This is a genomic window from Sphingobacterium arenae (assembly GCF_014692505.1).
In the GTDB taxonomy this organism is placed as follows: Bacteria; Bacteroidota; Bacteroidia; order Sphingobacteriales; family Sphingobacteriaceae; genus Sphingobacterium; species Sphingobacterium arenae.
On the sequence record NZ_JACNYK010000004.1, the window covers coordinates 361,395 to 388,191 of the forward strand.

24 protein-coding genes are annotated in these 26,797 nt (G+C 41.6%); 13 read left to right on the forward strand and 11 right to left on the reverse strand.

Annotated features, from left to right (window positions below):
* Window positions 1-268: 268 nt before the first annotated feature.
* Both H8B17_RS15670 and H8B17_RS15675 read left to right on the forward strand, forming a co-directional pair.
* On the forward strand, window positions 269-4,279 hold the full coding sequence (locus tag H8B17_RS15670) for a hybrid sensor histidine kinase/response regulator transcription factor (RefSeq protein ID WP_190310157.1): 4,011 nt from the start codon (window positions 269-271) through the stop codon (window positions 4,277-4,279).
* Window positions 4,280-4,359: 80 nt separating this feature from the next.
* Window positions 4,360-5,370: a hypothetical protein gene (locus H8B17_RS15675; protein ID WP_190310158.1), complete on the forward strand. Its 1,011-nt coding sequence runs from the start codon at window positions 4,360-4,362 to the stop codon at window positions 5,368-5,370.
* Window positions 5,371-5,384: 14 nt separating this feature from the next.
* Here the strand turns inward: H8B17_RS15675 and H8B17_RS15680 are convergent, their stop codons facing one another.
* Window positions 5,385-5,957: a hypothetical protein gene (locus H8B17_RS15680; RefSeq protein WP_190310159.1), complete on the reverse strand. Its 573-nt coding sequence runs from the start codon at window positions 5,955-5,957 to the stop codon at window positions 5,385-5,387.
* A gap of 338 nt (window positions 5,958-6,295) precedes the next feature.
* Here H8B17_RS15680 and H8B17_RS15685 point away from each other — a divergent pair, with 338 nt between their 5' ends.
* The gene (locus H8B17_RS15685; RefSeq protein WP_223816616.1) at window positions 6,296-6,454 is read left to right on the forward strand and encodes a hypothetical protein; all 159 of its coding nucleotides are present in this window, start codon (window positions 6,296-6,298) and stop codon (window positions 6,452-6,454) included.
* Between the two features lie 206 nt (window positions 6,455-6,660).
* Window positions 6,661-6,819, forward strand: a complete 159-nt coding sequence (locus tag H8B17_RS20905) for a PepSY domain-containing protein (protein ID WP_394355174.1) — start codon at window positions 6,661-6,663, stop codon at window positions 6,817-6,819.
* Window positions 6,820-7,002: 183 nt separating this feature from the next.
* Here H8B17_RS20905 and H8B17_RS20910 read toward each other — a convergent pair whose 3' ends face one another.
* Both H8B17_RS20910 and H8B17_RS15700 read right to left on the reverse strand, forming a co-directional pair.
* The gene (locus tag H8B17_RS20910; RefSeq protein ID WP_190310202.1) at window positions 7,003-7,137 is read right to left on the reverse strand and encodes a DUF4372 domain-containing protein; all 135 of its coding nucleotides are present in this window, start codon (window positions 7,135-7,137) and stop codon (window positions 7,003-7,005) included.
* 12 nt (window positions 7,138-7,149) lie between these two features.
* A complete protein-coding gene (locus H8B17_RS15700; RefSeq protein ID WP_190310160.1) occupies window positions 7,150-8,322 on the reverse strand; it encodes an FAD-dependent oxidoreductase in 1,173 nt (390 codons plus the stop codon).
* A gap of 88 nt (window positions 8,323-8,410) precedes the next feature.
* Here H8B17_RS15700 and H8B17_RS15705 point away from each other — a divergent pair, with 88 nt between their 5' ends.
* Both H8B17_RS15705 and H8B17_RS15710 read left to right on the forward strand, forming a co-directional pair.
* Window positions 8,411-9,418, forward strand: coding sequence for a helix-turn-helix domain-containing protein (locus tag H8B17_RS15705; protein ID WP_190310161.1), 1,008 nt, complete (start codon window positions 8,411-8,413; stop codon window positions 9,416-9,418).
* A 5-nt stretch (window positions 9,419-9,423) separates the two neighbouring features.
* Window positions 9,424-9,879 carry a DinB family protein gene (locus H8B17_RS15710; RefSeq protein ID WP_190310162.1) on the forward strand — a complete coding sequence of 152 codons (456 nt, stop codon included), beginning with the start codon at window positions 9,424-9,426 and terminating at the stop codon, window positions 9,877-9,879.
* Window positions 9,880-9,986: 107 nt separating this feature from the next.
* Here H8B17_RS15710 and H8B17_RS15715 read toward each other — a convergent pair whose 3' ends face one another.
* Entirely contained in the window at window positions 9,987-10,766 is a 780-nt protein-coding gene (locus H8B17_RS15715; protein WP_190310163.1) for a helix-turn-helix transcriptional regulator, read from the reverse strand.
* Window positions 10,767-10,889: 123 nt separating this feature from the next.
* On the opposite strand from H8B17_RS15715, the gene H8B17_RS15720 reads away from it, so the two are divergent.
* From H8B17_RS15720 to H8B17_RS15730, 3 genes are read left to right on the forward strand one after another with little or no spacing between them, the layout of a single operon-like run.
* A complete protein-coding gene (locus tag H8B17_RS15720) occupies window positions 10,890-12,224 on the forward strand; it encodes a TolC family protein (protein ID WP_190310164.1) in 1,335 nt (444 codons plus the stop codon).
* Between the two features lie 7 nt (window positions 12,225-12,231).
* On the forward strand, window positions 12,232-13,281 hold the full coding sequence (locus H8B17_RS15725) for an HlyD family secretion protein (RefSeq protein ID WP_223816617.1): 1,050 nt from the start codon (window positions 12,232-12,234) through the stop codon (window positions 13,279-13,281).
* Window positions 13,281-14,873, forward strand: a complete 1,593-nt coding sequence (locus H8B17_RS15730; RefSeq protein ID WP_223816618.1) for an MFS transporter — start codon at window positions 13,281-13,283, stop codon at window positions 14,871-14,873. The genes H8B17_RS15725 and H8B17_RS15730 overlap by 1 nt, the downstream gene beginning before the upstream one ends.
* A 225-nt stretch (window positions 14,874-15,098) precedes the next feature.
* Here H8B17_RS15730 and H8B17_RS15735 read toward each other — a convergent pair whose 3' ends face one another.
* From H8B17_RS15735 to H8B17_RS15745, 3 genes are read right to left on the reverse strand one after another with little or no spacing between them, the layout of a single operon-like run.
* A complete protein-coding gene (locus H8B17_RS15735) occupies window positions 15,099-15,293 on the reverse strand; it encodes a hypothetical protein (protein WP_190310165.1) in 195 nt (64 codons plus the stop codon).
* Entirely contained in the window at window positions 15,290-15,703 is a 414-nt protein-coding gene (locus H8B17_RS15740; RefSeq protein ID WP_190310166.1) for a DUF5675 family protein, read from the reverse strand. The genes H8B17_RS15735 and H8B17_RS15740 overlap by 4 nt, the downstream gene beginning before the upstream one ends.
* The gene (locus tag H8B17_RS15745; RefSeq protein WP_190310167.1) at window positions 15,703-16,461 is read right to left on the reverse strand and encodes a hypothetical protein; all 759 of its coding nucleotides are present in this window, start codon (window positions 16,459-16,461) and stop codon (window positions 15,703-15,705) included. Before H8B17_RS15745 ends, H8B17_RS15740 begins: the two co-directional genes overlap by 1 nt.
* A gap of 518 nt (window positions 16,462-16,979) precedes the next feature.
* Here H8B17_RS15745 and H8B17_RS15750 point away from each other — a divergent pair.
* Window positions 16,980-17,177, forward strand: coding sequence for a hypothetical protein (locus H8B17_RS15750; RefSeq protein ID WP_223816619.1), 198 nt, complete (start codon window positions 16,980-16,982; stop codon window positions 17,175-17,177).
* 22 nt (window positions 17,178-17,199) lie between these two features.
* Here H8B17_RS15750 and H8B17_RS15755 read toward each other — a convergent pair whose 3' ends face one another.
* A complete protein-coding gene (locus tag H8B17_RS15755) occupies window positions 17,200-18,195 on the reverse strand; it encodes a hypothetical protein (protein WP_190310169.1) in 996 nt (331 codons plus the stop codon).
* 231 nt (window positions 18,196-18,426) lie between these two features.
* Between H8B17_RS15755 and H8B17_RS15760 the strand changes: the two genes are divergently transcribed.
* The 3 genes from H8B17_RS15760 (at window position 18,427) to H8B17_RS15770 (ending at window position 20,233) form a co-directional block, all read left to right on the forward strand.
* Complete coding sequence (locus H8B17_RS15760; RefSeq protein ID WP_190310170.1) at window positions 18,427-18,849, forward strand: hypothetical protein; 423 nt, start codon at window positions 18,427-18,429, stop codon at window positions 18,847-18,849.
* A gap of 83 nt (window positions 18,850-18,932) precedes the next feature.
* On the forward strand, window positions 18,933-19,409 hold the full coding sequence (locus H8B17_RS15765; protein ID WP_190310171.1) for a cyclic nucleotide-binding domain-containing protein: 477 nt from the start codon (window positions 18,933-18,935) through the stop codon (window positions 19,407-19,409).
* A gap of 449 nt (window positions 19,410-19,858) precedes the next feature.
* Entirely contained in the window at window positions 19,859-20,233 is a 375-nt protein-coding gene (locus H8B17_RS15770) for a hypothetical protein (RefSeq protein ID WP_190310172.1), read from the forward strand.
* 54 nt (window positions 20,234-20,287) lie between these two features.
* Here the strand turns inward: H8B17_RS15770 and H8B17_RS15775 are convergent, their stop codons facing one another.
* Genes H8B17_RS15775 through H8B17_RS15785 form a run of 3 tightly spaced genes read right to left on the reverse strand, consistent with a single transcriptional unit; the run spans window position 20,288 to window position 26,502 of the window.
* Window positions 20,288-21,820: a TlpA family protein disulfide reductase gene (locus H8B17_RS15775; protein WP_190310173.1), complete on the reverse strand. Its 1,533-nt coding sequence runs from the start codon at window positions 21,818-21,820 to the stop codon at window positions 20,288-20,290.
* Between the two features lie 39 nt (window positions 21,821-21,859).
* Window positions 21,860-23,242, reverse strand: coding sequence for a RagB/SusD family nutrient uptake outer membrane protein (locus H8B17_RS15780; protein ID WP_190310174.1), 1,383 nt, complete (start codon window positions 23,240-23,242; stop codon window positions 21,860-21,862).
* Window positions 23,243-23,253: 11 nt separating this feature from the next.
* Window positions 23,254-26,502, reverse strand: coding sequence for a SusC/RagA family TonB-linked outer membrane protein (locus H8B17_RS15785; RefSeq protein WP_190310175.1), 3,249 nt, complete (start codon window positions 26,500-26,502; stop codon window positions 23,254-23,256).
* Window positions 26,503-26,797: the final 295 nt, after the last annotated feature.

Consider the following 26,797-nt stretch of genomic DNA (forward strand, 5'->3'; position numbering starts at 1 on the left):
AAGATATATTTGCGCTTCGTACGTAAATAGTTAAGGGCAGATCAATTGGTATCCTATTTAACTACAGATTTATAACTTCACAAAAGTAATCGTCGGCTATCGAAACGCAGGCCCTATTTATGCCAAAAAGGTACACTGAATAACCAGATGCAAAATAGTATACCTTTTTGACGGAATAAGACACCATTCCCTTCCGTGTCATCTATCATCGCATCGGTGAAAGTTGTATCTTTAGGGTAACACATATAAACCGCTACGAGTTATTATAATGAAGATTATTGGTCAATTAAGATACTTTTCGATTTCGCTTATTTTCCTACTGGTAGGGTCGGCTGCTGTCGCACAGCAGCAGAATAGACCGAACATTTATCTACCCAATAATGCGGTATTATATACCTATCAGGATCATCTGGGATATATGTGGTTCGGTACCTATGATGGTTTATCGTTCTATAATGGTACAGAAATTATTACGTATAGGCATGAGCCGTCCAATCCGCTGTCTTTGTGTAGCAATATCATCTATAAGATTACCGCGGCCGACAAAGATCACATCTGGATTTCCACGACGATGGGACTAAATAAACTATCCTTGTTAACCCGCAAAATAACAGCTTCTTATCCCGCATTATCTAAACTTGTACATATTGAATCAGACGCTGGTGGCGACACCTGGATGATACCAAGTGATCAACTATTACTTCACTATAAATCAGGAGATGGCAGCGTCGATAGCATCATACTCGCTAATAAAGACCTGAGTTTACTCAATATCAATAGATTATTTATCGTCGACTCTGCCCTATTGATATTAAAAACCGATGGCCATCTACTTTCCAAAAATATCGCAGAGATCAGAGGAAAGAAAAAAATTAGTGGTCAGGAAGTACAAATACACAAGCGCCGAATTGCGAAAGCATGCCTATCCGGTAACGATCTTTACTTCGTAGACGACCAATTTGATGTGTTTCAGTACGATTTGCTCACCTCCCGCACACATCATCTGAATAATATCAAATCCCTGATCCATGACGATTATGGCTTTATTGCACAAATTGAATACTATGATAAATCCGTTTATGTCGCGTTAAAAAACTCTGGCGTATTGAAGGTTGGCCGCGGCAATGGAGATCAAAGTGTCTGGATACGGCCGGGCGTTTCGGTTTTCTGTCTTCTTACAGATCGGTATCAGGACCTCTTATGGATTGGTACAGATGGGCAGGGTGTACAGCAGCACAGTGCTTCGGCGCCGTTATTCGGACAATTGAACTTATCCATCACCAACATTACCAACAAACCCGTCAGAGCCATATTAACGGATTCACTTGGCAATATATGGGTCGGCACCAATGGGGACGGCTTGATACAGTTTAAATACACGCATGCAAGCAATAGTACGACCGTAGGCGAACAGCCTGTTGCCCGCTTTAACAAACGCGAGGGTCTGCTATCATCGCAGATCTTCGGTATGGCCAAAAGTAAGTACCACGATCTGTTTTGGATCGGGACCGAGAGGGGCTTATTTTACTACAGTTACCGAGACCGTACCATACGGGAGGCCGTACTTCCCAACAGTAAGCGGTTATTGGAGAGCATACACACTATATTGGAGACCAGTGATCGGAAATTATGGCTCACCTCTACCCGTTTCGGTCTGGTCGAAGTAGACATAACGGAGGTCGGCGGCGAAATACAGGTTCGATCAGCCCAAAATCACCTCCTTCGAGGAGCAAGCTTTGCCGGAAACGAAATCCAGTCCATGGTATACGGCGATCCGTCGAAGCTTGTTGTTGGCCTGCGAGGTGGCCAAGGCGTCGCCGAATTCGACATGGATACACATACGTACAATTTCTTACCGGTTATTGACCCCCAAAATGGCCTGGCCATCACCGATGTGTTAACCGTGTGGCGCGACCCAAACCATTCGTATTACCTGGGATCAAGCTCCGGAATGACAGCATTTAATCTGCATCGTGCTGCCGTTTCAGATATTAAGCATTACAATAAGAAAAATGGTCTTGTAAATGATATGATACACGGTATACTTGGCGATGAGATGGGGTATTTATGGCTAAGTTCTAGCAGAGGTTTAATCAAGTACAACCCGCATAATGAGCTGTTTCATAATTATATCGCCCCTACACTCGAAATTAATGAATTCTCGGATGATGCCTATTGGAAATGCCCGTACACCGGCACGTTATACTTTGGCGCTGTAAATGGCTTTACATGGGTAAACCCCAAGCAGTTGCTGCAGCAGGAATCTGCCCATCCTAGTAAATTTCAATTCTTTGATATCAAGATTAAAGGCGAAAGCCATCCGCTGTCTGCCTTTGCACGCAGCGCAGGCAAGGGCATTGAAATCCCGGCTTCCGTTCCCTCCTTTAGCCTTTCATTCACCGTGCTCGACTACTTGAATAAAGACTATGCATATAGTTATATATTAGATAATTATCACGACGATTGGATCGCTATCACCAACAGCAATCAGATCGATTTCACGAATTTACCAGCTGGCCGGTACACATTAAAAGTACGTTACAAAAATGATGTTACCCCGGGCAGCGAACGCATTGAAAGCCTGTTTATCGTTAAGTTGCCCCCTTGGTATCTGTCGACCAGTGCCATTATTATATATATTATTTTACTTGCAGCCATAGGTCTCTATCTTTATACGCTTTCAAGGCGCATCGCATTAAAAAAGCGAGAAAAGGCACAGCGGGAGATGGAGAAGAATCAACGCAAAGAACTCTTAGAGTCGAAGCTCGCATTTTTCACCAATATGACGCATGAGTTTTATACGCCCCTAACACTCATCAAGGGGATCTGCGAAGTCCTGAAAGGAGGCGTTCCGCGTTCCGAATCAGCATACCAGGAGCATCTGAACACACTGACATCGAATACTGTTGCGTTGGAGGGTTTGATTCGGGAATTGCTGGATATACACGACCCTGAAAAGGCAACCCCTACCTATCACATCCAAAAAGATGTACAACTTACGCCTTTAGCGATGCAATACCTCAAGTCCTTTCGTTTAATTGCTGAAAAAGCCCATATAAACTATGTCGAGTCTATTGAGCCAGATCTCATATGGAATACAGATACCGCCTTCTTCCAGCGGATACTAAATAATTTGGTCTCGAATGCTTTTAAATATGTAGGTGAAAACGGTACCGTCAGCATTGATCTCAACCGAAAAGGGGATATATTGGAGCTATCCGTGTACAACAGCGGTAAAGGAATTGCAGCGTCTGAGCTTTCGAACATCTTCGAGCCTTATCACATTCTCGACAACGACGACGCCAACGGGTATATGCAATTAACAGGTCGCACCGGTTTAGGCTTGTCTATCTGCCGTTCGATGGTCGAGCTATTGGAAGGCCACATTGTCGTGGAAAGCGAGGTCGATCAGTACACCCTTTTCCGCGTAGTACTTCCCTATATCGCAGTAGCGGATGCCGAAGACACAATCCCAAGTGAACAGCCAAACACCACGCGGATCGTAAGCGCAGAAAAAGTACATCCAACCCTTTTGCTGGTAGACGACAATCCGGATATTATATCCATGATATCCAGTTATCTGGCTACTGAGTTTGCTATTCTAACTGCCCACGGTGCACAGCAGGCCCTTGAGATACTAGCTGCAGAAAGTGTGTCATTGATCGTCACGGATATTATGATGCCGGATAAAGACGGCATACAGCTCATTGAAGAAATAAGGAATACAAAGTCTTATAAACATATTCCCATTATTGTTTTATCCGCTAAGACCACGGAGAAGCAACAAGAGGCTGGTATACAATCGGGTGCAGATGTTTACTTAACCAAGCCCTTTTCGCTCTCCTTGTTGCGCTCGCACATCGATCGGCTAGTCAAAAAGAACGAAGTCATGCGTGATTATTTCCACTCTCCCGAAAGCGCATATGAGACCACCATGAACAATATCGTGCACCGCGATGATAAGAAACTCATATCAACACTTATTGCGATTATAGATGAACACATTGAAAATCCGGCACTGAGTCCGGGATTTATTGCTGAAATAATGAATACAAGCCCGCGCAGTCTATATCGAAAAGTGAAAAATATTACTTCACTATCCTTGATGGATTTTATTAAAGACTATAGGTTCCTAACGGCCGAACGGCTGTTGGTATCTACCAACCTATCGGTACAAGAAATTATGTATAAGAGCGGCATGTCTAACAAGTCTTATTTCTACCGTGAATTCGTGAAACGAAATAAGGTTACACCTAAGGAATTCAGAAAATTGCGTTAACTGATACGATGTTCGCATTTAATTTCATTTATACTTGAAAAAAAGTATATTTGGCACGCAACTCGCAAAAACAATCCTTTATGAAGTTCATATATTACGTATTTGCCATCACATTATGCTTTACCGCGTGTAGCAAATCTCCGCTCACCCCACCACCAACCGAGAAAGAAGAACCAGGAAAAGAAGAAAACGATGACGATGAACCCCCTAAAGAATCCTACACGACAAAGACATGGAGAAACCCCGTTAACCAACATTATACAGCGAGTGATATTAAGCAAGACTTATACCTTGGCAGTTTGTGGCATTTGCAGGATACAACAGATAAAGTAATAATAGAAAAACAAAAATTCCCATTCCCGCTTTTTGAATGCGTCCTTTTCTTTGATAACGTAAACATACCGCAGACAACCACCATTCCCAGTTTCCAAGCGATACGGGATTATGTCGTTACGACGAAACCCGCTATAGGATCGCAGGCGTCAGCAGGATCTGGGAGCAGCTTTGACGACTATGCACAGATAAAAGGCATGTTACCCGACAATGTGGATCGCCAGAAGTTCCTTGCGCTAGCCACCGTCAACGATTCTACCGTAATCCGTAAACCACATTCCTCTTCTTTTAACGGCGAGATAGCTACCCACATGAATATCGATTTCGCAGATATGTCCTATAAGATGAGTGATGACGATCGCAAAGCGATGAAGGACATGAATAAATCACTCTATATGGTTTCATCCGTAGCATACGGTAAAAAGTACGTCATCATGGTAGAAAGCGACTCGGTACGAGGCAGTATCAATTCGGCATTTCGCAAATTGATTGCACGTGAAAGCTTAGACAAGACTGATGAAGAAACAGTAGCGGCCAGTAAGATGCTGCTGTACTATCGCGGAGGTAAGAAGGAAAGCTTGGTAGCAAAAGCCGAGGGTAAAGAAGATATTCTAACGTTGATCAATAAATTCCATCAAGAATGGGATGATAAAGATACCCAATACGATTATCCGCTATATTATTACTTAATGAAAGATGCTTATGGCCAAATCTTGCAGTACGATAACAGCTACGAATACCTCGTTAAGAACAAGTAGACCGCAACGGTGGCTCACACAAAAACGATTGGAACTGGCACATTACCCTCTTGTGCCTCCCATTGCGCTAACATTTCCTTAAGAACCCGATATTCCTGCGAATATGCGCCATCAGGAACATCGAATCTATCTTTGAACTCTGTAAAGCTCCTCCATGCCTGTTTGCTGCCAGATAGGGCTGCAACAAATAACTGGTTGGCAATTTTCATCTTGCTTTCATCAAAACCAGAACCCGCATCTCTATAAGTTTCAAGAACTTCTTTAATTTCCGCTGCGCTATATTTTCTTATACCGGTGTTAACCGACTTTTTACGGTTAACTTTATTATCCGTAAAATAAATCTTTTCTGTTGTCCAAACCGTTTCTTCAAATTCAAAATTATCCGCTATGGGCAGTGGATAAAGCTCCTGTACAAACAGCGTGTCGTTGTGGGACGTTAAACGACATACGGTAGTGGCATCCCAGAAATCAATAACCTTATTTTCCCCGCACACCGCAAGTACAAATTCCGAATAAGTGGGATGAGTGTCATCTGTATTTTTATATCCACATACCGCTATCGCTCGATCGTTGGAAAAACTGAACACAGCTTCTGCATTTACGTCCGTGAATTGATTTACAGGGCATCCGCATTAGGTATTATTTGCTTGTGCATATAGCGTAGTAGATAAGATAATAGAAAACAAAGCGAGTAAAAAAGTCTTTTCCATTTGTATTTCTTTTAATGAATCCGATATGTACACCCCAATATTTATACCAATCTAATTGAATTGTTACGCAATCATTTTGGATGTGGTCGACACCGTAAATCTTATCCGTAAAACCCCTGTTTTCGTGGATTGCTCACGCCATCTTTTTTACGGAACGTTAAATTTGTTGATATCGGACCATTTCCAAGTTTGTGAACGATTACCCTTCCGTCAGAATGCCGGCATTAGCCTTCCTACTACTTATCGGCGTTTCGTTAACAGCTGAGGCGTTTGACCAGCATATTCCGAAAGGGTATATTTACTTCGCGATGACTTTCTCGGTTCTGGTGGAGTTTCTTAACATCCGGGTAGAGAAAAAAAACTTCAAAAATTGAAAAAGTGAGCATAAAATTGGCATAGGCTATAGATGGTTGAGCCATATATCGAGGTGAAATAGGCTTCACTTCCGTGATTTAGCTGTAAAATACCGGTTTTTTGTGGACAGAAATTAACCTCACCTTTCCGTACGACAGTATACACAGGATTCAGTGTGCGCAACGGTACCCTGCCGTGCTAAAAACTTACCCCGGGGCAAAAAATAATTCGGCTTAACAGTGATCTGCATGTAGGCACAATTGGTGGCTTAAGTACAAAAATTATAGCTTCCATCACTTGTTTAGTATGCGCATCACTTCCAGTCACCGGTACAGTTATTTGGTATAACAGGGGTCGCGGTTCAAAAAAAAGACGCCGGCGCTAGATGATAAAAGGCTTATAAAAAATGACACTTTTTATTTGAAAACAGATTGAAAGCTTCTTTGCACTCAAGCAAGCCTTTTAAACGCCTCACGTATTATCTTTCAACACAAAAACAAGATATCTTCCGTTTGTAATGAAAGATATCTTCCGTTTCATTTAAAAGATGTATATTTTCGTTCAAAAGTTAATTATTATGATACGGCAAATGGCAGAATAGCATACTAATTAGATGTGTCCAGCTATTAATGCCCTTATGATATTTGTCGCTCTGGTAACGACCAACCAGCTCATATATTGCTCTAAATCCAATGGAAAGTATTTCATAGCTTCTTTAGTTGAGTATAAAATTTTCCTGATCTTTTGTAAGTACAATTGGTTCTGTCATTATTTTTTGAACGGCTTTATCATCAGCAGCCCGGAATCCATTAACAAATTTCTCTAATTCTGCTTCGCTCTTAGGCAGAAAAGATGCCGCATTATTCTTTGCATTGGTTTGAAATTTTTCTACAATAGGCTGCATCAACGTATTATAACTATCACAGGCGGTTAAGATGTCATCCGGATATTCCGCAATATAGTGTGCCAATGCCTTTGCCCCATAAATAGACAGGGAAGCTCCCATTCCTGATAAAGCAGTCGGACAAAAACCTGCGTCTCCCAACAAAACCAAACGACCATTATGCAGTTTTGGAGCATTTACCATGCCCATTTTGTCCATGAAAAACAAACCATTGTCCTGAAGACTTTGCAGTAAATGCTTTACTTCTGGATTATAATCACCAAAAGAATCTTTAAGAATAGATGAAGCGTTATTTTTGATAAAGTCAATGTCTTCAGAGCTACGGATATAACACTGAATGGCTAATTCGTCCTCTGCTATAGGGTAGATATGTAGTGATCTGTTGACATCTATATAGACATTAAATACACCAACTCGCTTTTCGTGGTTTTGTTTTAATTTTCCTCCTACATAAAGCGTATTGAAATCTTCTAATTGGTAATTGGTAAAATACCGTTCTCTTGTCGAAGAACGCAATCCTTCCGAAACAACGACTAAATCAACTACTATCCTACTTCCGTTTGAAAGCGTGACTTTTGTCTTATCTGATTTCTCTTCCAGTTGTGCAATCGTTGTATCAAAAAGTACATTTACATCGTTTTTGACCGCTTCGTACAAAACGTGATGCAATCCACCACGACTTATAAGAACGGAACGTTCAATACTCTCATGCATTTTATCGTATTCAATGCTTTGAATGATTTCCTCATTCGTTTCTACAAAATGAACCGTTTCAGAGGGGGATGATTCTGCTTGTAGATTTTGAGTTAGTCCCAATTCGTCTATAATTTTTACACCGAAACTCTTGAGGGAGATAAGAAATCCCGCTTTACTGAATGAAGGCGATCTGTCAATTACAGTAACGTTATGACCTTGTTTTGCCAAAAAATTAGCTACTGTTAAACCAGCTATTCCTGCTCCAGATATTAAAATGTGTTTTTTCATTTTCTTATATTTTTAAATTGATTTTGCAAATATATTTATACTTTTAAGGCTAAAATAGCCCAGTAAAAAACAAAAATAGTCTGATAAGATGAGTGATAATATAAAAAAGCAGGAGATGTACTATTGGGTAGAGCGTTTAGGGGTTTCGCTTACACCAACCAGATCTGAATTGGATATGCTTTATCTCAATCAGCTTAAAATCATAGATTTAATGCCCGAAATGCTGGTTATGGTCCGCTCTGTCGTGGCAAAGGAAACATTTTCTATTCGGCGAAAACCGATAACAGCTTTTGAAAATGGAATATCCATTTCATTCCAAAATATCATCAATTCGCCATCAAAAATAGCTGTCAAAGAAAAACAAGTATTACAACAAACACAGCCACACGTTCGCATTATCCCGCTGCACGTTGAAAGTGACGTGAGCTTTCCAAAAGATATAAATATTCAACAGGTAACCATAATTGTAAGTCTTGATTATTTAAAAAGCTTTATCGGAAAAGACCATATAAAATTCGATTATCTTTTTAATAACGAGAAAACGCTTTGGATTGAAGAATTCATGTCTCCGGAAATAGCAGAAGTGGCCAATGATATTTCGATTACAAAAATACCGGATACGCTATCAGATGCTTACTATAAGCTAAAATCGCTTGAACTACTATTTTATTTGTTTAAAAACCTATCAAGAAGAACAAATGTTACGCATCAGCATCTGTCAAAATATGAACAGGAATCAGTTTACAACGTACGGGATAAAATCGCAGCTTCGATAGACAAACCGTTTATCCAGGAAGAGTTAGTGAAGTTAAGTGGTATGAATGTCATTAAACTTCGGAAACTTTTCACGCAAGTATTTGGTAAAGGCATGTATCCTTATTACCAGCATGTGCGTATGCAAGAGGCGGCAAGACTTTTACGTGAAGAACATCTCTCGGTTTCTGAAGTCGGTTACCAGTTGGGTTTTAGCAATTTAAGCTATTTTGGAAGATTATTTGAGAGACATTTTGGATGCAAACCGAAGAAATGGACTCAGAATAATATGAATAGATACAAGAACAGCGACATTAACAAAGAATATTCACAAATTCAATAAAAAAGATGGAAACCGTATTTAAAACATGGAAAACAAGCCGAAAATTATATCTGGATTTTTTTGACAAGTATTCGTTAGACCAACTCAATAAAATTCCAGTCGGTTTTAACAACAATATGATTTGGAACATCGGCCATATTATTGCCACACAGCACAAACTAATTTACAAAGGAGCAAATTTGCGAGGTTATATTACTGATGAGTTATTCAACAAATACCAATCGGGAACAAAACCAACAGAATCTGTTTCTCAACAAGAAGCGGATGAACTTAAATTCCTGTTAACTTCACAAATTGAACTTACAATAAATGATTTCGACAACGGCATCTTTGGCACTTACAACGAGCGCACCACTGGTATTGGCTTTCATCTAATTTCTATACAAGATGCATTTGCATGCAATAATTATCACGAGGGGCTGCATTTGGGATATATGATGGGTATTAGAAAATTTGTTTAAAAACGTTCTCTTAAAAAATAAGTGTTGATAACATTTAGATACTGCGTGTCAAACATTACTATTAGCTATTTTTTGGGAAAGATTATAGCTAGGACTAGCCGTACTTCTTATTTCACCTTAAATTCTGTAGGTCTCATATTAGTCAGTTGCTGAAAATTATTGCTAAACGCAGATATATTCGAATACCCAATTTCATAGGCTATCTCGGTCATGTTCAAATCTGTATCTTTTATCAATTCCATCGCTCTGATGATACGTAGCATCTTTAGATATTGAACAAAAGTGATATGCAATTTCGTTTGGAATAATCTGGTCAAACTACGGACACTCATTCCCGATTGCTGAGCAATACTATCTAAACTTAGATTTTCATTTAATCGATTTCTAAAACCGTCGATTATGGCATTGAGCCTTTGATCATCCGTTGTAGGAAGTTGAATGGAGAATTTTTTGAGGTTTTCCTTTGATAACACGCCTTTAAGCGTAGTTAAAAACTCAAATTCCCATGAACCTTTGTCATAATCACCTTGCCATTTCTCGCTAAAGGAGAGCATCACTGCCAGAAGCTTACTCACAGGATAAATACCTAGTTCATCATAAAAACTATCCGCTTTTTCATCTGGAAAGTAAATATTGATAATGTACAAATCTTGTGTATTAAACATCAGGTTGTGCGGATAATTTTTTGGTATCCAGATATAATGATTAGCTGGAATATACAAATCCTTTTCGTCTGTTTGTAAATAAGCAATTCCACCATAAACCAATAATAACTGAGCTTTATCGTGCTGATGAGCAGGCAAACGCTGTTCCGTCTGCTGTCGCATCACGAGGATGGAATCGGGATTTTGATCCACAATAGTTATTAATTGCCTAAGAATTCCCATATGGCCAAATATAGCAAATATTAGGCTAATTATATAAAACTATACCCTGGTGCTTACGGTACCTTTGCAGAGTCAATGATAAGAAAATCATTGACATATATACATCGCAAATAAAGAAAACTGATGAAACACTATAAAACAGTCCCAATTTTCGGCGTATTGTTGCTGGTATTTGTACAACCCACGTATGCTCAGCATACAGAAAACGACCAACCTTTAAGTTTGGAAGAAATATGGAAAGTTGCGGAAATGAATAATCGACAACTGAAACTATCCGATCTTACTCTTCAGCAAAGTAAAATAGAAATATTGGAAGCCAAAGACCGTTTGTTACCGGAGCTTTCGTTAGGTGGAGAGGTAAAACTTAATTCCAAGTTTCTGATTTACGACAATGGATTATTCTCCTCTCCACAGGATGTGCCTGTAAAAGGCTATGGGTACGGAGTTGGCTATAACTTAAACTTTAACCTCTACAACGGTGGTAAAGACAAAAGAAACATCGCCATGAAAAAGGAAGAGGATACACGAAAACAATATGAAGTGGATCTGCAAAAGCATAGCGTAAAATATAATGTCGCAGTTGCTTATTTTGATTTGTATAAGTTTTTGCATTTCTATGACTTTCTTAATGCAGAGATTGAAGCAGAAAAAAAGCAATTGAGATTGATAGAAAGCCTGCATAAAAACGGCACCATATTAAAGAGTGATGTGCTGAGAACCTCCGTAAAATTATCCCAACTGGAACTTAATCTTTCTGACGTAACTAAGAAGATTGAAATAGCCAAACAAAGGCTCAATATTCAGATGGGACGTGAAAATGATATGGAGCTAGCGATCAAATACGAAGATGCAATTGAATTAAACGCTATCACAGACGGTGACTACAATGATTATGTAGACATTGCTTTCAACAAATCTTCTGAATACAAAATTGCTGGCAGTGACATCAAATGGAGCGAAATGAACGTAAAACAAGTAAAAGCTACGCTATTGCCCAAAGTTTCTTTGTACTCTAATTACAATTACAACTATCCGCAGATTTCCTTTTATCCGTATTCAAACGACTTGTGGGGATTTGGTCAGACAGGAATTAAAGTACAATATTCTATTGATAATTTGTACAAAAGTAAACACACCATTGTTCGTGCCCAAGTTGTTAGCAATCAAGCTAAAGAAAAAGCAGAAATGAAGAAGGACGAAATCTCTCTTCAGGTAAAAGAAGCTTATTTACAGCAAAAACAGGCTTTGGAGAGCGTAAAAACGGCAGAACAAAATATTATTAAAACCACCGAAACCGTTCGTGTTATCAGAAGTAGCTACCTAAATCAAGAATCACTACTAACCGATCTTTTGGAAGCAGAAAATGCTTTATTGGAAGCAAAATTCAATCTGACAACAGCACAAACAAACGTAAAAGTAACCCATATCAGGCTATTGGCAATCGTAGGAATTCTTTAATACAAATATGATGAATAAAAATAAAACAGATAAAATTATTGTAAGCCTAACCAAATGGCTGGGAATTGCCTTATTCGTAGGAATTATTATTTGGGGAGCTACCTATTTCTTAAAAGGATATCGCTATGAACAAACTAATGATGCACAGGTAGATGCTTATCTCTCACCGATAAACGCAAAAGTGGGTGGCTATATCAGCAAAATATATTATAAGGACAATCAGCTTGTCAAAAAAGGTGATACACTTGTTGTCATTGAGTTGGACGAGTATGGACTGAAAAAAGATGCTGCATCAGCAGAACTCATGAGTTCACACGCCAAATTACCGATTTTGACGGCGAACGAAGAAACGCAACTTAAAACTATTGAGGTTATAAAAGCACAATTGGCAGGAGCTAAAGCGAGATTGAACCAACAGCAAAAAGAATTTGACCGTTATAAAAATCTGCTGGCGGATGAATCTACCACACAACAAAAATTCGATAACATCAGTGCTTCTTTATCCATTGCACAGTCAGATTATGATCAGGCTAAAGCTTCTTTACAAGTAGCGGAATCCAAATTGAATGATTTTAGAGCTCAACATCATGCTATACAGGCAGAGATAAAAATTAAAGAAACACTTGTTCAAAGACAGGAATTGGACATTCGATATACGGTTATCACTGCACCTTTTGATGGACAAATTGGTAAAAAGACCATTCAGGAAGGTCAACTGATACAAGCTGGGCAAACATTGGCTTTTTTGGTGAACAAAGCCGAGGAAAAATGGGTGATTGCTAATTTTAAAGAAACACAGATTGGCAACTTCAAGATCGGACAAGCGGTTTCCATAGAAGTTGATGCTTTTCCGAATGAAAAATTCAATGGTACCATCGAATCACTTTCGCCAACCACAGGTTCCCGCTATTCATTGCTTCCACCCGATAATGCTACGGGTAATTTTGTCAAAATCATCCAACGTATTCCCGTAAGAATTAAACTGACCGATACGCCTGAAAAATTAGGGAAACTATCCGCAGGAATGAATGCCAATGTTTATGTTTTAAAAGATTAATGATGCAAGCACATAAAATACCGATTTTCAAACCGTGGGTATCTGAATGGCTGGCGAGATCCGTCATATTTGCTATTCTGATGACCTGTCTGTTTAGCTTCGCTTTTTACAGCAGTCCGGTTGCAACGATGGGATTTTACGGTATACAACCTACCGATGTACAATATGGCATGGTCGTAATCTATGGTTCTACCGTAGCTTTCTTGGCACTTGACCTTCGGATCGTAAAATATTTTGCACCTAGGAAATATTTGCTGATTGCCCTTGCTGTAAATGCAATATGTTCTGTGATCTGTTTTCATTTCAAAGATTGGACATTGTTTGTTATTTGTCAGTTTTTGCAAGGGATTACCTGTGCGTTGATGTCAGGAATCGTTTTACAACTTATTTTTCCACGGTTACAGTCTGTACGAGCCCGTGTGATTGCATATAGTATTCTATACGGTAGCATACAAATCGCTGTGCCGTTTTACTCTATCTATACGAGTGTAGTCATTCATTTTTTCGATTTTAACTGGCTATTCTATGGATTTGTTATCATACTTATCATTCTAACAATTACGGTATTGCTTACGATGAACAATAAAGCACGATTTACCAAAAAGATTCCACTTTATCAGGTGGATTGGATAGGTTATCTGTTTTACGTGTCTTTTATCTTAATCTTGGGATACATTCTAGTTTACGGACGACAATTGGAATGGTTCGGTAGTTCATTAATCGCTACGCTTAGTGTAATCAATGTACTTATTCTTTCACTTTTCATCATTAGAGAATTGAAGCTTAAACGACCATTAATCAACTTACAGATTTTCAAGACAAAGAATTTTGTCATTGGGTTATTACTACTTTTTACATTTTATATTTTTAAAGGGAGTACAGGACTTGCCTACGGCTATCTTGAAGTCATTTTAGGGAATGACCCACTGAGCACCATTCCTATATGGACGTCTGTAATTTTAGGAACAACAATGAGTATGTTCGTTACTTCCAGATTTGTTTTGATGGGGTATAACCTGATAAGAATGATTATAGCCGGTTTGGGCATAATGGCGATTTATTATGCTTATATGATATTATTTGTTTCTGTACAGGGCGAAACAATTGATTTCATTCTACCGATGTTTATTTATGGTGTAGCAACAGGAGTCTTATTTGTTCCTATTGTTTCGTTCACCGCTTCCTCAGCACCTCCAGCAATTGCTATCAATGCATCGCTTGTTGGTATATTGGCTAGGTTTACTGGGTTTACATCAAGTCTGGCACTGAATAACGAACTTCAATTATTTGCGAAATCAGGAGTTCGGGAAAAGGTTCGGGAAGCACTTACGGAAACCAACCCTCAATTACCAGCTACCTTACTGGATATTCAAAATCAATATATGAATGTAGGAAACGATATATATACCTCAAAAGCAATATCCACAGGCTATTTTAATCAAATGGTAGGTCATCAAATTTTGGCTCGTGCTACCAGAGATTATTACGATTGGATGCTGACAGGTGTGATTTTCGTAATTGTTGTTTTACTCCTCTTACCACAAATTCAACACGTTGTTTTGAGATTAAGAAAAGGTAATATCCCTTATTAAAAACAAAAAACTCCCGAGGCTTTCGCCCCGGGAGTTCACAGCAATATTAAACAAACAGATTACCAACCGCGCCGTCGCCTTCGCCGTCTACCTTCCAGCAAACGACTGGTAAGATAGCTGACCGCAGCACCGATCACTGCAACCAATGCCGTGTGCAAGAGGTTGCTCCAGTCGAAGCTGTTCCAGACGGAGCAGATGGTACCGCCCAGGGTACCAAACTGCACATTACTCATCATCCGCATCACTTCCCTCCTTTCTGTCGGCCTCGGGATTATCTTTCCCGTTATCCATCACCTGTTCGATGATACCCAGTCCCACTGCAATGTATTTCAATACGCTCATGGCCTTGGCGGGGAGCTTGATCGGTGCCAGCAGCACCACCTGTACCGCTTGACTTATTTTTCGGATGATCTTCTTCATCGCCCCTCCCGAATTAAGAGAAAAACCTCATCGCCCATATCCCACAAGCTATACACCAGCGCTTTCAGCTTCGCCAACGCTTTGCCACTTTCCGTACCGGTGCCTTCGCCCGTGAGGGTGGTGACCGGTGCAATGCAGCCCAGCAGCTCCTTCAGGGCATTGTTGGCGGCGTGGATCAAGATCGCTTCACGCCCGAGGACAGCCGGGATACCGATCTGTTCGCCGTGCTTGGTGTATTTTCGCTTTTCGAGTTTATAACGCCCTTCGGGGATGCAGCTGATCCTTGGAATGTTGTTCCGATCCGGAAGCTCAATCGTATGACAGATCTTCTCGCCTTGGAAATAGATCGTGCCATTGGTGCCCTGTTCTCCGTAAATCCGTCGGAGAACGAGGGTGTGCTTTGTTTTCATTACGGAATGTCTACATCGACGATGGTCATAGCGTTATACGGATTGTTCTTTAAGGGATAATAGACTCCATTACTTTCCAGGAACGTTTCGATACCTACCACGATATAGACAACTTTGTCCGACCCTGCCGGAAGATTTATCTGGATCGTCTCCGATGGATGCTGACCAATGAGGGGTATATAATCTGATTCCGCTACCTGCGGCCTGGGAACCAGTTCGGGATCCAACGTCTGTTCTACTGCCGCCAGCGTAAAGCGTACATGCGTCGCTTCGGGAACCAATGTTACCTCCCTTCGAGGCTCGAAATCGGGAATAACCAGGGATACCTCTCCTGTTGCCCGGTCGAAACCCGTTGCGAGGATACCGCTGAACATAAACTCCAAACTGCTGTTCGCATTAAATTCAAACCCCTTCAGGCGATGCGAATTTTCGGGCAGAAAAACCCGTTGGCCACGCACATTCTCCGAATCCAGTTTGATAATACGGTTAACGACCGATGTCAATCTGTTGCGGAACGTCTTATCCGCCGTGCCCCATATGAGGTTGTTGAGCTGGATACGGATCAACTTGGCCGTTTTTGCTGCCGTACCGAATTCCGACATGTTTTCGCGGGTACGTTCAAAATTGGGGTCGCTCATGATGCGCGCCTTGTCGACGCCGCCCCGCATACGGACTTCATAGCCTCTGGTGCGGTGTTTCGTAAAGGAAAGATCCCCGACCTTTCCTCTAAACTTTACTAAACTTTCTTGTTTTGCCATAATATTTATTTTTTGGTAACAGGACAAAGGTGTAGCAGTTAAACCAAAGACCAGATCAATATGGTCGTATCGGATTACTTTGGTATCATAAAGTAGTTTTTGAGCGAAAAGGAAATCTGCCTGAGCAAAAAAAGTAGTGGATAGTGTACGGTTTATCTACGGCGAGTGTACCGAAAAGGTACTAAGAGTGTACTGAAGAGGTACTGGAGATCTACTGAGAAGCTACTGGAGATCCACTAAACGCTATGTATATCTTCCATACTTTCGTAGGCAATTACCCATAAGTTCACAAGCTATTCTTCGTGCATCTATCTACACTTTTGGATGATTATGATCAGTTTTGGTCACATATGAGCAAAATGGTCACATTTTACCCTTGCATCCTTGTTTTTTTACTTTTACTTTAGCTTTTGTAAAACCAGGCAATCAAGAGAGGGCACCCGATGTTATCATATCCATAACAAGGTGGAGCGCTTGGTGGAATGAATTATGGTTTAACCAGTTAATAGAACTTGCTCATGAAAAATCAGCGCATGTGTATCTATGCCAAAGAAGTTGGCACTCTTTTAGGAAAAAGCCCCCAACAAGCACGCCGGATTCTATCCTTGATTAAGGATAGTCTCGGAAAAAAACAACACCAGTACGTCAGCATTCACGAATTTGCTACCTATACCGGGTTGAACGAAGAAGAAGTCCGCAAAGCCTGCCAAGGGTAAGATAAAGGCATCCAGAGAGGGTTTAGGATGCTTTTTCATCATCTACGATTTCTTTTATCCAGTCCTTTTGGCTTCGCCATGAATATCCCGGTATCATGTATGGCTCGTCCAAAAACTTTAAATGCAGTGCCACTACGCCTCCCTGTTCTATATACCCCGTAATACTTTCCGGAGAGATCAATAATTGACGTGTAACCAACCTAAATTCCGGGAGCATAAGATTGATCCCCTTGAGGCTTTCGCTGTCATCAATATACGATTCTCCAGATAGCAGATACATCTCGATAATCGACCTGCCGCCTTCCACTCGGGTTGCCGCATTGATCAAAAAACCACCAATTTCGCTTTTCAGGAACGCCTTTCTCTCGTTCCCTATTTCTATTATATACAGCTTCTCGTAATCTGCCGCCTTTCGCCGTAGCTCCGTGTTTTCATTTTGCCATACTTCGAGCTCATCCTCTTTTTCGCGGAGCGATGCCCTTAGTTCGGTCGTTTGTTCTTCTTTTATATGAAGTTCCGATTGTTGGTCTGTATTTTCCTCCTGCAACGCAGCCACGTCCAACTTCATATCATTCAGGCGTAATTTGAGGCGTACCGACCGGTAATACATATTGAGCACGAATATCAATGCAGCGTAGAACCAGAGGTGGTATTGCATATTATGCTGAAACAGCATATCGACACCCTGGACCAAGGATATCTCCGTTATGACCAATATGATGGGCAATGCCCCTCCATAAAGCGCATATCTAGCGACAGACCAAACGTTATCTTCCATATCATGATTAGGTTGATGAAACCAATACCAGGTAAGGGATACTATAGCAATACAAACGGCAGCCATCACAAAACTCACACCCCAGATTGCCGCCATTTTCCACCTGAAAACATAGCCTAGTGAAAGATCGTGAAACGGGAAAAGAGTCGTCAATGTGGCTCCAAAAAAACATAGTATGAGCATTTTTCCGATATGGAAATAGGGGGATTTGAAGAAGTTCAAGAATTTTTCAAAGGTCATGGTGTATACTCCGTCGGTTATAACTACACCCCTAAGATATTCTTTTTTTGCCGTAAATCAACCGATTGCATAAAAAAGTAAGCGAAAAATGCAACAAAGTTCATTCTGCACGAACTAAGTTCATGACATTTGAACCCAAATCGGTCGTTATTTCCAAACATCATCCAATAATTTTACAGGCAGTAACAACGACCATCTCGGTCATATCTTTTAATTAAAAAAACAAATAACATGAACAAGCAATTTTCATTCACATCAACGGGTGTACAACAATGGCAAACAGAACTTTATCAACAGGGAACAACAGCGGTACAAAATGAGCGCACGCTCATTGAAGCCGATTTTATTACTTGGCTTTTTGCTCGTTTTACGCTTGATGCCGATCAGCAGATTTTCGCCCAAGACCTGGGCACTCCGACTCATCAGATCTACGCTGTCGCTATCAGCAACGCGCTCGAAGAACAGACTCCTATTGTTTTGAAAAAGGAAGACGGGGATAAATCGAAGAAGGATGATTACGAGCACCCTAAATTCTCGCAGATGCGCTATCAGATCACGAGCAGTTCGGATAATGATACCATTAGAAGCACAGCGGACACCGAGCAAAAGCGCGAACTTATTTTCTCACTCTATTATTTAGATGGCCAATTTTAATCTACCGTATATGAAAAGATTACCCTATGAAAAACGATCAATTACTTCACTTCTTTTTTGATCGGTTGGATGAGCACATCAGTGTGGCACCAGCACTTCGGCTAACTATAGCCGAGGTGCTGGCCATACGTCATTTTCGCGAAGACCGGGCGATTTCAAGCGCGCTGGGCGATGTGCACTTTGTCCTTAGCGGCTTCGTGATAAAAACAGACGAAGATGACAGTATTTTGGAGTTCCTTCCAGAAGGCGAATTCATGTTCGGAACGGCACATAATGATGGGACTGGTTTTATTTGCAAGACCGACAGTACCATCGCCACACTAAATCAAGACGGTATTTTGGCTATCCTGAAAGAGCACGTCATTTTTCAGCTTTATATGAACATAATTGTTCATACCGTGTTAGCGAAGCGGCAAATCAGATCGAAACTATTGGCCAAACCTGTGCGGCAACGGAAGGAACTTTTTTATCGTATGTTTCCCGAGGTGGTTCAGCGCCGCCCCATGTACGAGATCGCTTCCTATCTCGGCAGCAACCCAAATTATTTTGGGTCGATCTAAAAAAATTAAAAACCACAGATTTCTGAGGTTCAAACGGCTTGTTATGACCCGATATTAGCATGGTGAGACTTACACGTCACAAAACGCGCACCCTCTCTCGCGCATGCGTAACGATTAAGGATCACATAAACGGAATAGAAAATGAAGAACAGAAGCAGACATACGACCGAAAGGGTTCCTCTCACCGCGCCACCAACTAAGCTGAGGGTCACGTTATACGTCTCCCTGCACCTGATCGCCAAGCGATCCGTGGGGCCGATTGGTTTCTGGACGGCGCTTGTAGGCTTTTTGTTCGACGGCCCTGCCATCTGGCGGTGGCGTAAGTACGCGCCTTTCCCCTGCGGGGTGCAGTAATGAATGCCCAAGGCACTTGCAGGTGTCTATTTTAGTGGTACGGGCATGCCCTCTAACGGATTATACAACTAAATTTAAAATTTAAATTATTTGCGATGGCAAATTCAATAATAAAATATGCAAAAGGTGTAGTTACACTATTTGCAGTATGTGTAATCGGAACAGCTTCTGCTGCTCCGAACGGAAATGGAGATGAGAAGGAGGCGAAGAAAGAGGTGAAGGAAATCACCACTTTACAGTCCAGCTTCTTGGTCAACAAAGAAAGCGCATTCGAGCCGCGCGAAACGGCTAATCCTAGCTTAAATTGTGATACGGAGGACACAAGGCACTGTGTCTACGAACTCACGTCGGAAGGCATGTCGAACATTCCAGAGCAATCAAGCTATACTCCAGCTGAAATTGACCAATTTCTAGCTGACGGGTGGATCGAACCACATCCAGATTCTGATTTGGCAATATATCAGAACTAGTTATTAGGTGTGCTTGAAAAGGAAGCCATACTTCTATAGTATGGCTTCTTCTTTTTAACGATATTGATCAACTATTGCCTTGAATTTATCGGTCGCTGTGCGGTCTTCTTTGGTAAATAACCGATTAACATGTTTCTCTACCAATATTCCGTCCTTGTTTACGATCAACAAAGTAGGATAACTTTGAATCTCGTAATATCCTACGATAGGATGCTTAGTACCTGTTTCGCCGGCCCAGAGATTCAACCCGGACTCATGGGTATATTTCCCGGATGCCAGACTTCTCTTCCAGAAATCCCGATAACGATCGAAATTCAGTGAAACAAAAACCACGTCATCGGCGCTTTCATAGTACTTGACCGCCTCATGCATTTCCTTAGTGAGGTACATGCATGCCATACAGCCAGAAAACCAAAAGTCGAGTACTAAAACCTTACCCTTATAATCACTCATACGATGCATAGAATCATTTGCATCTACCATTTCAAAATTGAAGGCGGGTGCCCCCTCCGATCTAGCTAAAAACTGTACAGCCGCCAATTGATATTCAGAGAGCTCGCTATTATCCGTCTCGCTCTCCCGAAGAGTCCGCCGTATATAGCCATCTTCGTCTAAATTTCGTAATAACGCTAGATAGTCTAGTTTGCTTCGTACCTGACCTGTATACCTTTCTGATAATGCTTGCCCCATACTCTCTCCCTGACGAGGTGATTCGCCCGCTAAAATATACTTCACTCTGCTTCTTAACCTTTCATTAAATAGTAACATATCGCACCAATCATGCGATGAAGCTGCCAAAGTATCGCTCACCAAAGACCGCTGTTCGAATATTCGTTGCGATAAAAAGTCGTAAACCAATTGAAGAACTGCCACATCGCTTTCTTTCTTCCTAACTAATTGATCCAACTTCGTTCTCATCACATTATAAGTGTAAGATGTATTGTCAAACAGTATCCGTTCTTTAACATAGGGATTTATTATATGGTCCTCTCCGCTTAAGATAAGGGCTAACGCGCGATTAAGAGAATCAGCCCATTTCTGCATGACGTCAAAGGCTGCCGTAATTTCGTTGCGTTCGAACAGGTCATTAAGCAGGTTATTAATCGGGATATCGATTTTCTTACTATTATTGACCTCGTATAGGGCCGCATATTTACTTGCCCGATTACCTGTAAAAACCACATCTTTTATCTTTTTCGGGTAAAGATGAACCTGAATCGTATCCCCGTGCTCAAATAGAAATAAGTTATTACTATAATTTAAGTTCACTGGGCTACTAATCCCTCGCAACTTGCCACTCGTGAAAACAATACGTCCATAATTTATTGTTGTGGACAGAGGAACATTAAACCTCGTCATACTGTCTACAAGTTCTGTCCGTGAATACTGTCTACTCTTGATATATTTCGAGCTGATTCCGTCTTTGTATAATTCAAATTCCAAAACAGCATCTTTTAACAATGCCTGATCATGTACCACGATATCGATCACAGCTGTTAGGCTGTCCGTGCCCGCCTTACACTTTACTCCTATTAAAAAGACATAGCAACTTATTATTAACCAACAATTTTTTATCATCTTTTTCATCTTGTTTTCGTTTAAATTAGATTCTAGACCTTATATATTTTATCTATCATTCTGTGTTACACCACTGTATTCAATTTCATCGTCCGGTATAGGGAATACAAATCGAGGATCGTTTGCAGGGAGCGTATAGGTCTGGCCTCCGAGCGATCTGGTCAACGTGATGTTGTGACCGTCCCGGTTGTACCTTTTGATATCGTGCCAACGAATCCCACGCCATACGAGTTCTTTACGACGTTCTTCCAACACGGCCTCTAACACTGTTTTCCCGTCAACGATTTCGTTAGCCGAAGGCATCTTATCAGAAACATATCTGTTAATGAGCAGCCTTAGTAAAACGGTCAAAGCTTGGTCTTCTTTACCTGATCGTGCAAGGCATTCTGATTTTATGAGATAAATTTCATCTGTAGCCAAACCCGTAAACGGATATAAACCTTCACCCAAATACCCGCGCTTCATAATATAACGTCCCTCATTGTCACTGATAAAATAAAGTTGTAAACGCAGGTCGTTAGCCGCATATGAATCCATCAAATCTTCCGACATTCTGTATCGTCTGGGTAGAGATCCCGAAGTCGTGAAACTATATAGACCTACTGTCATGGCGTTGAAGAGAAGCTCGTCATGTGTGTTCGGAAAAGGCGTTGCGGATGTCGTACTTACGGTATTGTAATCAATGAGCCTATCATACAAAAACAACGTACTATCCGCGTGCAATTCGGCTTCTGCGTAACGCCCCATGTCTAAATAAATACGGGCAAGCAGTGCATGTGCCGCGGCATCATTTGGACGAAACAAGTTTGATCCCAAACGCGGACCGAGTAGCTGAGTCGCCAGTTTTAGGTCATCGAGCACGAACTGATAGCTGTCCGCTAGGCTCGATCGTTGCGCAAACCTGTCTATTGCAGGTTCCTTTCGTATTGGGATGCCTAAATCAGTTTCGGCCGAAGTCTCCTCGTAGCTTTTACAAAAATTTCGAATCAGTTCGTAACTGGCAAAGGCACGTTTGAACAAGGCCTGACCTTTTAGATCGTTGTGCACGGCTTGTTCCGAGTCATTCGGCTCCAACGTCTGCAATACCGCTAACGCATTGTTTGCGTAGAACACCGCCCGAAAGGGCCTGTCCCAGTCCAACACGCCACGTGTCCCCTCGTAGAGATCTTTTGCCCAGATGTGGGCATTGCGTTCAATGGCACGTGCCACGTTCCAATCTTCTTCATTGACGGTATATTCGTCTGATGACATCACTGCCAGTCCACTAGATAAATAAACGTTGTTATTCAGTAACTTTTGCACATCTTCAAGCGTTGAAGGCGTCAATATCGTTGAGTTCGGTTTTACGTTTAGAAAATCAGAATTGGTACAGGCATAAACGGTAAACAGCGTAAACGCCAACGTGGTAAAGAAATGTATTTTTGTTTTCATGATGCTGGTTTTTAGAATTGCGCCTGTATACCGAAAGCATATGTCCTTGGTTGCGGGAAAGAAGTCGGATAATCTGGATCGATCCCGTAATTGTTTTTTCGCCACAGGATACCGAGATTATTCACATAGGTAAATATATTCAGGTGATTAAATGATAGCCCGCCTATATTTTTTAACGTATAGCCGAGGCGGATGTCCTGTAATCGGATATTTGCTGCAGACTCCACCAATGACTCCGAAAAGGCATACAGCCGTGAACGAAAACCGTTTGCCGGATAGATCATGGCAGGTACCATGGTGTGCAATTCGTCACCGGGGTGCTGCCAACGCTGTTCATAATCTGCTTGGGTTGGCGTGACCGTCCCCCCACTTCCGTAAAGGGAACTGTTATCGAGCGAAGCCCGCCGGAAGACCACGCCAAACTTGTAGATGATATTAAAAGAGAGGTCAAAAACGCCGTAGGAAAGCGTATTGCGGAAGCTTCCGAAATGTGTCGGAACCCGTGACCCGCTGTAGACCATATCCTCCCTATTAAGACTATTTACAATGCTATTATAATCCATGCTTTCCTGTCCGTCCAGATAGCCTATCGGATTCCCCTCGGTGTCTAAGCCTTTGTATTTGTAGCTGAACAATGCCCAATAGGGATAACCCTCTAGTGGATTGGCACTTGGATTGGAAACAACGGTGTAATTACTCCCCGTTTCCATTAGGTATTCCGTTACCTTATCCCGTGCTATATTGAACAATACCGTAGACGACCATTTGATTTTCCCGTCAAGGTTCACCGAAGTCAGTTCGATATCCAGCCCCCTTGAAGAGGTACTCGCGGTATTGCCTGTAAACGTAGACACCCCTGTTTGCGGGGCAATGGGGGCTTGCCCTATGAGATCTGTTCCTCTTTTTCGCCAGTAATCAGCGGTCAGCGAAAGCCTGCCCGAGAGCAAACTTAGATCAACCCCCATGTTCAAGTTACCGACACGCTCCCAACGCAAGGACGGATTAGGCGGATTCACGATGTCCGCATAGAGCTGATTATACGAAGTAATAAGATGGGAAGCACTGTTTGCCGTCAGATAGGCCGATAGGCTTCTGTCCACATTTCCCGTATAGCCATAAGTGGTTCGGACCCGGAAATGATCTATAAATGGAACGCGAAAGAATTTCTCGTTAGATAGCGTCCAAGCTAGCCCCGCTGACCATAAGGGTACACCCTTTTGGTTCGTAGCGACACCAAAAAGATTCGACTCATCCCTCCGGGCACTTCCGGAAATGGTATACCGACGGTCGAATGTATAAGAAGCATTGGTAAAATAGGAGAAAAACCGGTCGACACTGTTGTACTGTGATGCGCCCGTACTGATACGGCCTGAACCGCTACCATAGGAATAATTATATATCCGGCTAAAATCAATGGATGCATTTTGGTTGGCCAAAGACAAAGGATCGTGTCCGTAGTAGATTACACCGCTCCTATTTGTCTGCACGTCTTTCACTTCCGAGCCTGCAATAGCATTGAGCTCGTGCTTGCCCCAGTTCTTTGCAAAATCTAACTGCACGCGCCCGTTCGAGGAGGTAAACGCATTGGTGGTATTATTGGATATACCACCTACCGGCAAATTGAAGGTTACCTCTCCGCTGGTGGCATCAACTGACGCAAACCGGTTGATCATATCCCGGGCATAAAAGGATTCCACGCCATTATAATTTACCGATTCGCTAACACCTTTTTCGAAGCCATAACGCACGGAGGCTTTTAGGTAGTCGGTAAACCGATAATCGATAGCCGTATTCAAGCGGTATTCCGTACGGTCTCCCAACAATGTGCTCCCCCGCTTTAATTCATCAAGCGGACGATGTTTCCAGTCCAGAAGCTTACCATCACCAAACGTATCCGTAAAGCTGTGTGATAATCCATTTGCATTCGTTATGGCCATGGCTTCTCCCTGATCATTCGTTAGCCTATCGTACGGGTAGAGGTTAGCAACTTGTGCGCCGGCACCTGATTTGGAAGAAGTCATCACCAAATTAGTCGTAACCTTCATTCTCTCGTCAAAGAAAAAGTAGGCGTGGTTCGCATTCACAGAGTATCGCTTCGCATAGGAATTGACGACATTATTTCTATTGTCGTCGTATCCGCCCGAAATAAAAAACTGGTTATTGGTTCCTCCGCCGCTGAAATTAATATTGTACTGTTGCTGCAAGCTTTGTCGGTAGTAATGGGACAACAGTTCCGAGCGTGCATCCATCTTTTTCAGTTCATTGATCATCGCCAGAGAATCTGAAGATGTGATGACATTATCACGTGTATCTCGAAAAATATCGACTGCCGGACTGATGCCCTGCCATCCATTCCGTATCCTGGTATTGTAAGCCCCTTGATCAAAAAGAAACTGCTCTACTTCTATATATTGTGCCGAAGACAACTGCGGCATCGAAGGTGCATATAGATCAGGCTTGGCGCCAACGGTAAAATTGCTTGTCAACGCAATCTTCGTTGGGCGGCCTTTGGCCCCCTCCTTTGTCTTTATAACAATAACGCCATTTCCCGATCTGGCACCCCAAGCGGATGCCGCTGCTGCATCCTTTAAGATGGTGATATTTTCTACATCATTAGGGTTGATACTGGAAATGTCGCCATCATAAGCAAAATTATCGACAACAATCAACGGCTGATGGTTTGCGTTGAGTGTACTACGCCCACGAATCTGTATAAAACTCGGATTGAAACGATCGGAACCTGCGCCAGAGGTACGGAACTGCAGTCCCGAAGCCACCCCATCCAATCGGTCCAGCAGATTAGTACTTACCCTCCTATTCAGCAGTTCATTATCAACCTGTACAAAACTGCCTGTAGCGCGCTCCTTGGGTAACTGCTGATATCCCGTACTTACTACTTCAACTTCCTCGATCTGGTTTTCTAACGGATGTAGAAGAATTTCTAAATATTTCGTATCCGCATTGAAGTTAATAGACTGCGTATGAAAGCCGATATGCCTGACGTCTAGCTCTCCTATATAAACAGTTACCTGTATCTTAAATTTCCCTTCTTCATCCGTATGGGCAGAGGTTCCACCTATACGCAATGAAACCCCTTCAACTGCTTTGCCATCAGTAGCAGACCGCACCTCGCCTACCAAAATTCGTTTTTGCCTTTCGGCAGCCCGCGTTTCCGCGGACTGCGCCCAGGCGTCTGATAGATTAAACAACATGAAACATAAGAATCCCAGACAAAGGATTCTTATGTTCTTCAATGCCATAAAAAAAAATGAACTTATTGAAACACAAAGCAGTCCATAAGGAAGGACTCCTTTGTTCTTCGTTGCCTTAAAAAACAAATTCTTCAACGAAACACATAAGAATCCCAAACAGAGTATTCTTATGTTCTTCTTATTAATATTATACATAATTAAGGTTTAAGGTTATTATTGTAAATCGTCAGCAAAAAGTGGACACGATAATTTAAAAACTTAAGGAGTGTTTTCATCAAAAACGTTAGATTTAATTATGGGAACATCAAAGAAGAAGAGCACGGAATCATTTGTAAAAGACATT

Coding starts and splice junctions, on each gene's coding strand:
- H8B17_RS15715 (WP_190310163.1), bottom strand. CDS start 10,766: ATGGGAATTCTTAGGCAATTAATAACTATTGTGGATCAAAATCCCGAT.
- H8B17_RS15670 (WP_190310157.1), top strand. CDS start 269: ATGAAGATTATTGGTCAATTAAGATACTTTTCGATTTCGCTTATTTTC.
- H8B17_RS15770 (WP_190310172.1), top strand. CDS start 19,859: ATGGCAAATTCAATAATAAAATATGCAAAAGGTGTAGTTACACTATTT.
- H8B17_RS15675 (WP_190310158.1), top strand. CDS start 4,360: ATGAAGTTCATATATTACGTATTTGCCATCACATTATGCTTTACCGCG.
- H8B17_RS15720 (WP_190310164.1), top strand. CDS start 10,890: ATGAAACACTATAAAACAGTCCCAATTTTCGGCGTATTGTTGCTGGTA.
- H8B17_RS15785 (WP_190310175.1), bottom strand. CDS start 26,502: ATGGCATTGAAGAACATAAGAATCCTTTGTCTGGGATTCTTATGTTTC.
- H8B17_RS15760 (WP_190310170.1), top strand. CDS start 18,427: ATGAACAAGCAATTTTCATTCACATCAACGGGTGTACAACAATGGCAA.
- H8B17_RS15755 (WP_190310169.1), bottom strand. CDS start 18,195: ATGACCTTTGAAAAATTCTTGAACTTCTTCAAATCCCCCTATTTCCAT.
- H8B17_RS15740 (WP_190310166.1), bottom strand. CDS start 15,703: ATGAAAACAAAGCACACCCTCGTTCTCCGACGGATTTACGGAGAACAG.
- H8B17_RS15780 (WP_190310174.1), bottom strand. CDS start 23,242: ATGAAAACAAAAATACATTTCTTTACCACGTTGGCGTTTACGCTGTTT.
- H8B17_RS15710 (WP_190310162.1), top strand. CDS start 9,424: ATGGAAACCGTATTTAAAACATGGAAAACAAGCCGAAAATTATATCTG.
- H8B17_RS15745 (WP_190310167.1), bottom strand. CDS start 16,461: ATGGCAAAACAAGAAAGTTTAGTAAAGTTTAGAGGAAAGGTCGGGGAT.
- H8B17_RS15700 (WP_190310160.1), bottom strand. CDS start 8,322: ATGAAAAAACACATTTTAATATCTGGAGCAGGAATAGCTGGTTTAACA.
- H8B17_RS15705 (WP_190310161.1), top strand. CDS start 8,411: ATGAGTGATAATATAAAAAAGCAGGAGATGTACTATTGGGTAGAGCGT.
- H8B17_RS15735 (WP_190310165.1), bottom strand. CDS start 15,293: ATGAAGAAGATCATCCGAAAAATAAGTCAAGCGGTACAGGTGGTGCTG.
- H8B17_RS15750 (WP_223816619.1), top strand. CDS start 16,980: ATGAAAAATCAGCGCATGTGTATCTATGCCAAAGAAGTTGGCACTCTT.
- H8B17_RS15685 (WP_223816616.1), top strand. CDS start 6,296: ATGCCGGCATTAGCCTTCCTACTACTTATCGGCGTTTCGTTAACAGCT.
- H8B17_RS15730 (WP_223816618.1), top strand. CDS start 13,281: ATGATGCAAGCACATAAAATACCGATTTTCAAACCGTGGGTATCTGAA.
- H8B17_RS15725 (WP_223816617.1), top strand. CDS start 12,232: ATGATGAATAAAAATAAAACAGATAAAATTATTGTAAGCCTAACCAAA.
- H8B17_RS15775 (WP_190310173.1), bottom strand. CDS start 21,820: ATGAAAAAGATGATAAAAAATTGTTGGTTAATAATAAGTTGCTATGTC.